This is a genomic window from Trinickia sp. (genome assembly GCF_051954495.1).
In the GTDB taxonomy this organism is placed as follows: Bacteria; Pseudomonadota; Gammaproteobacteria; order Burkholderiales; family Burkholderiaceae; genus Trinickia.
The window spans coordinates 1-5,703 of the sequence record NZ_JBQCHR010000074.1; the positions used below are offsets into that span (position 1 = coordinate 1).

The 5,703-nt window shown below is 64.9% G+C and carries 5 protein-coding genes; 1 reads left to right on the forward strand and 4 read right to left on the reverse strand.

Annotated features, from left to right (window positions below; translation table 11 throughout):
* From pnp to ACTHNR_RS10445, 3 genes are all read right to left on the reverse strand, one after another.
* The coding region (pnp, locus tag ACTHNR_RS10435; RefSeq protein WP_440547526.1) for a polyribonucleotide nucleotidyltransferase at nt 1-1,614 on the reverse strand (1,614 nt) is incomplete at its 3' end.
* 326 nt (nt 1,615-1,940) lie between these two features.
* Nucleotides 1,941-2,210: a 30S ribosomal protein S15 gene (rpsO, locus tag ACTHNR_RS10440; protein WP_440547527.1), complete on the reverse strand. Its 270-nt coding sequence runs from the start codon at nt 2,208-2,210 to the stop codon at nt 1,941-1,943.
* A 191-nt stretch (nt 2,211-2,401) separates the two neighbouring features.
* On the reverse strand, nt 2,402-3,727 hold the full coding sequence (locus ACTHNR_RS10445; RefSeq protein ID WP_440547530.1) for a branched-chain amino acid ABC transporter substrate-binding protein: 1,326 nt from the start codon (nt 3,725-3,727) through the stop codon (nt 2,402-2,404).
* A gap of 198 nt (nt 3,728-3,925) precedes the next feature.
* On the opposite strand from ACTHNR_RS10445, the gene ACTHNR_RS10450 reads away from it, so the two are divergent.
* On the forward strand, nt 3,926-4,432 hold the full coding sequence (locus tag ACTHNR_RS10450) for a hypothetical protein (protein ID WP_440547528.1): 507 nt from the start codon (nt 3,926-3,928) through the stop codon (nt 4,430-4,432).
* Nucleotides 4,433-4,512: 80 nt separating this feature from the next.
* Here ACTHNR_RS10450 and ACTHNR_RS10455 read toward each other — a convergent pair.
* Nucleotides 4,513-5,703, reverse strand: a 1,191-nt coding sequence (locus ACTHNR_RS10455) for a 2-isopropylmalate synthase (protein ID WP_440547529.1), incomplete at its 5' end; no start/stop codon positions are given.

Below are 5,703 nucleotides of genomic sequence, written 5' to 3' on the forward strand. Positions count from 1 at the left end.
CATGCGGCCTTCCTTCGCCTGTGCCAGCGCGACCTGCATGATCTCCTTCGTGATCCCTTGGATCTTGATGTCCATCTGCAGCGCCGTCACGCCGTCGGCCGTGCCGGCCACCTTGAAGTCCATGTCGCCGAGGTGATCTTCGTCGCCGAGGATATCGGTCAGGACGGCGAACTTGTTGCCCTCGAGAATCAGGCCCATCGCGATGCCCGCGACGTGCGCTTTCAACGGCACGCCGGCGTCCATCAGGGCGAGGCAGCCGCCGCACACCGACGCCATCGAGGACGAACCGTTCGATTCCGTGATTTCCGACACGACGCGGATCGAGTAGCCGAATTCCTCGGCGCTCGGCAGGCACTTGACGAGGGCGCGCTTGGCCAGGCGACCGTGGCCGATTTCGCGGCGCTTGGGCGTGCCGACGCGGCCCGTTTCGCCCGTCGCGAACGGGGGCATGTTGTAGTGAAGCATGAAGCGCTCGCGGTACTCGCCTTCGAGCGCGTCGATGATCTGCTCGTCACCCTTCGTCCCGAGCGTGGCGACGACGAGCGCCTGCGTTTCGCCGCGCGTAAACAGCGCGGAGCCGTGCGTGCGCGGCAGCACGCCCGTGCGGATTTCGATCGGACGCACGGTACGCGTGTCGCGCCCGTCGATGCGCGGCTCGCCGTTCAGGATCTGGCTGCGAACGATCTTCGCTTCGATGTCGAACAAGATGTTGCCCACAGCCGTCTTGTCGGCCGGTGCAAGACCTGCGGCGGCCGCTTGCTCGTCGAGCTTGGCGCTCGTTTGTGCGTAGACTTCCTTCAGCTTGGCCGAGCGCTGCTGCTTGTTGCGCATTTGGTAGGCGGCGACGAGTTCGCCATGGGCGACCTCGGTCACGCGCGCGATCAGCGCTTCGTCCTTCGGCGCCGGCTGCCAATCCCACTCGGGCTTGCCGCCTTCGCGCACGAGCTCGTGAATCGCGTCGATCGCCGTTTGCATCTGCTCGTGACCGAACACGACGGCGCCCAGCATCACGTCTTCAGGCAGTTGATCGGCTTCCGATTCGACCATCAGCACGGCGCGCTCGGTGCCCGCGACGACGAGATCGAGGCTCGATTCCTTGATCTGCGCGCGCGTCGGGTTCAGCACGTACTCGTTGTTGATGTAGGCCACGCGAGCGGCGCCGACAGGGCCGTTGAACGGCAGGCCCGACACGGCGAGCGCAGCCGATGCGCCGATGAGCGCGGGGATGTCCGCCGGCACTTCCGGGTTGATCGACAGCACGTGGATGACGACTTGAACTTCGTTGTAGAAGCCTTCGGGAAACAGCGGACGCAGCGGGCGATCGATCAGCCGCGACGTCAGCGTTTCATGCTCGGACGGACGGCCCTCGCGACGGAAGAAACCCCCGGGGATCTTGCCGGCCGAATACGTCTTTTCGATGTAGTCGACGGTCAGCGGGAAAAAGTCTTGGCCCGGCTTGGCCGTCTTCGCGCCCACGACGGTGGCGAGCACGACGGTGTCTTCAACGTCGACGATGACGGCGCCCGACGCTTGGCGGGCAACCTCGCCCGTTTCGAGGCGAACGTTGTGCTGCCCCCACTTGAATTCTTTGACGACCTTATTGAACATGGACATAGTCACTCCTTCTCTCTTTTCATCTTCACTTGTCTGATTCCGCCGCCGCACGATGCGCATCGCGGGACGGCGCCGACAGCCGGCGCCCTGCGGGCAGAGGAGTGTTATGCCATTCCAGCGCCGCGCTCGACGACAGCGGCCCACTCGCCGCGCTGGAATGACACAAAGCTCTGCCCGCCTTTACCGACTGCTTTGAAGCGGCCCAAGGCGTACGACCGATACGGCTTGGGTTTCGACGGCTCGCGCACAGCGCGTGCCGTCGGTAGAAAAACAAAATGCCTGTATCAGCGTACTGACACAGGCATCTTGCATTGGGCGGCGGCCGCTTACTTGCGCAGACCCAGCTTCTCGATCAGCGAACGGTAACGGTCGGCGTCCTTGCCCTTCAGGTAGTCGAGCAGCTTACGACGACGGCTCACCATGCGCAGCAGGCCGCGGCGGCTGTGGTGATCCTTCGAATGCGACTTGAAGTGCAACGTCAATTCGTTGATGCGCGACGTGAGCAGCGCCACTTGAACTTCGGGCGAGCCCGTGTCGTTCGTGCCGCGTGCGAATTGCGCGACGATGTCGGACTTCTTGATATCTGCAACGGACATTTGATTTCCTTTAAAACAAACAGGCGGTCACGGAAGAAAGGCCGTGCCGTGGGTTACGACGAAGCGCGCATTGTAGCACAACGGCCGCGTTCGGCGAGACTGCCCGGTATGCGCGCCTGCCGGGCGCCGTTAGCGCCGCCGTTGAGGGCGTCGGCGCAGGCATGGCCCTCGTTGCGGTCGGTCGTTACAGCTTACGGCCGCTTCATGCGGCATTCGCGCGCCGGTTCGGTCTTTTCCGGCGGGAGCGCCAGCACCGTGCGAAAGCCGTAGCCGGAACCCTCGTTGTCGAATCGCACGCCGGGCGTCCCCGCCTTGTCCATTTCGATCACGTAAAGGGGCTGGATCAGCTGGTGGTCGTCGGCGCGCATCCACGCCCGGGCGAAGCCATTGTCGTACTTCATCCCCTCCAGCGCTTTGGCCACGGCGGCCGCGTCGGTTCCGCGCGCCTTGCCGACGGCTTCGGCCAGCATCTCGACCATCACGTCGATGCGCGCCAGCGCGTAGTCGTCGTGCGCCCCCGGAAAGCGCGTCCGGAAGGCGGCGTAATAGGCGTCCGAACTCGATGCGTCGGCCCCCGGCAGCCGCTCGGCGGGCGCCGCGGCGGCGCCGGCGTTCGAGTGCCAATCGGCCACGGCGAGCACGCGCCCGACGCCTGCCTCGCCGATCGCGGCGGGCGCATCGAGGCTGTTGCCGTAGAACGTATAGAACTTGCCGCCGAAGCCTTGTTCGCGCGCCGCTTTCACGAGCAGCGCCAGATCGTTGCCCCAGTTGCCCGTCACGACCGCATCGGCGCCGCTCGCGCGCAGCTTGGCGATGTAGGGCGTGAAATCCTTGACGCGCCCGATCGGATGAAACTCGTCGCCGACGATCGCCACGTCGGGACGCTTGGCCGCGAGCGCCGCCCGCGCGAGCGTGCTGACGTCGTGCCCGAAGCTGTAATCCTGATTCAGCAGGTAGACGCGCTTGACCGATTTATCGCGGGCAATCACGTCGGCGAGCGCGTTCATCCGCATGCCGGCGTGGGCATCGAAGCGGAAATGCCAGAAGCTGCAGGCGGCGCCGGTGAGCGCGGGATCGTCCGCCGAGTAGTTCAGGAAGAGTTCCCGATTGTCGGGCGCCCGCGTGTTTTGCTTATCGATGGCCGATACGAGCGCGGCCGCCACGGCCGATCCGTTGCCCTGGAGCACGAACGGAATATGGCGATCGGCCGCGACGCGCTGCTGGACGAGCGCCTGCTCGACGCTGCCTTGGCTGTCGAGCACGACGAGTTCGAGCGGATGCGACCCGTCGGGAAGTTTCACGCCGCCACGTGCGTTGACGCGCTCGATCGCGAACCGAACGTTGCGCTCGACGGCCGCGCCCGCATCGGCGAACGGCCCCGACATCCCCTCGATCAACGCCAGCCGGATCGGCGTGCGCCCCGCTTCTTGCGCGACACCCGCCGCGTTGGCCGCTGGTTGCGCGAATGCGCACATCGCTCCCGCGATCGCGGCCCATTTCATCCATTGCTTCGTCATCGCTTGCATCTCGCGCCGTTCGAAAGCGCGGATCATAGGCCGCGAGGGCGTCGATTCGCAAGCGGGCCGGCGCTCGGTCGAGCCGGCGGCAATCCCCGTATCGAAGATGCACATTGGGCAAATCTTCACCCGTCGCCTCTGTCCAAGATGGGCGGGCGCATGATAAAACGCCGCTCGTGGGAGTCATCGGAGGATTACATGCTCAAGCGTCTATTCGTCGCATTCGCCTGCGCTAGCGCGTTCGCGCTGGCGGGCTGCGCGCAGCCGTGGCAAGGATTTACGGCCGGCCAGGATCAATCGGCGCTCGTCGCGCGGCTCGGGCCGCCGCGCGAAATCTACGATCTGCCCACCGGGGGCAAGCGGCTGATGTGGCCTACGCAGCCCATGGGCGAAACCACCACGGCCGCCGATGTGGACGCCGCGGGGAAAATCGTCACCGTGCGGCAAGTCCTGCAGCCGAGCGAGTTTTACAAGGCCCAGATTGGTACGTGGACGAAACAGGATGTTCTCGTCAACTTCGGGCGCCCCGTCGAGACGGCCTATTTCCCGCTGATGAAACGCGAAGTGTGGAGCTACCGCTATCTCGAAGACAACGTCTGGTACCAGCTGTACCACTTCTATTTCGACCCGCAAGGCGTGCTGCGGCTCACGCAGAAAACGCCCGACCCGCTGCACGACCCGGAACGACACCGCTTCGGTTTCTAGGGCCGGCATGCGGGACCAAGGCGGGTGACTGCGAAGAGCGCCGGCGATCCGGCGTCCCTTCGCGCGCATCGCCCCGGCGCTCAAATACCCTGCGGATTGACTTTCTCGACGTTCGCGTTGAGCTTGTTCAGCGCCGAGATATAGGCCTTCGCCGAAGCCGCGACGATATCCGGATCGGTGCCGACGCCGTTCACGATGCGCCCGCTCTTGGACAGGCGCACGGTGACTTCGCCCTGGGCCTGCGTGCCCGTCGTGATGGCGTTGACCGAGTAGAGCAGCAACTCCGAGCCGCTGCCCACCTCGCCCTCGATCGCGTTGAGCGTCGCGTCGACGGGGCCATTGCCGCGCGCCTCGCCCACCGTCTCCTTGCCGTCGACCGAAAACACCACGCGCGCATGCGGGCGCTCGCCCGTCTCGGAGTGCTGCGCCAGCGATACGAACTTGAAGTGTTCGCGTTCCTGAGCCGCCGCCGATTCCTCGGTCACGATCGCGATGATGTCCTCGTCGAAGATCTCCGCCTTGCGGTCGGCGAGTTCCTTGAAGCGCACGAACGCTTGATTCAGCTCGCTTTCGCTTTCGAGTGCGATGCCGAGTTCTTGCAGACGCTGCTTGAACGCGTTGCGGCCCGACAGCTTGCCGAGAACGATCTTGTTGGCCGTCCAGCCCACGTCTTCGGCGCGCATGATTTCATAGGTGTCGCGCGCCTTGAGCACGCCGTCCTGGTGAATGCCCGACGCATGCGCGAACGCATTGGCGCCGACGACGGCCTTGTTCGGCTGGACGACGAACCCGGTCGTCTGCGACACGAGCTTCGAGGCGGGAACAATCTGCGTCGTATCGATGCCGACATCGAGGCCGAAGTAGTCCTTGCGCGTCTTGACGGCCATGACGATCTCTTCGAGCGCGGTATTGCCCGCGCGCTCGCCCAGGCCGTTGATCGTGCACTCGACCTGACGCGCGCCGCCGATCTTCACGCCGGCCAGCGAGTTCGCCACGGCCATGCCCAGATCGTTATGGCAGTGAACGGAGAAAATGGCCTTGTCCGAATTCGGAATGCGCTCGCGCAGCGTCTTGACGAGATTGCCGTACAGTTCCGGCACGCCGTAGCCGACCGTATCGGCGATGTTGATCGTCGTCGCACCTTCGTCGATCACGGCCTCGAGCACGCGGCACAGGAAATCCATGTCCGAGCGGCTGCCGTCCTCGGGCGAGAATTCCACATCGTTCGTGAACTTGCGCGCGAAACGCACGGCCAGACGTGCTTGCTCGTA

Coding starts and splice junctions, on each gene's coding strand:
- rpsO (WP_440547527.1), bottom strand. CDS start 2,210: ATGTCCGTTGCAGATATCAAGAAGTCCGACATCGTCGCGCAATTCGCA.
- ACTHNR_RS10445 (WP_440547530.1), bottom strand. CDS start 3,727: ATGACGAAGCAATGGATGAAATGGGCCGCGATCGCGGGAGCGATGTGC.
- ACTHNR_RS10450 (WP_440547528.1), top strand. CDS start 3,926: ATGCTCAAGCGTCTATTCGTCGCATTCGCCTGCGCTAGCGCGTTCGCG.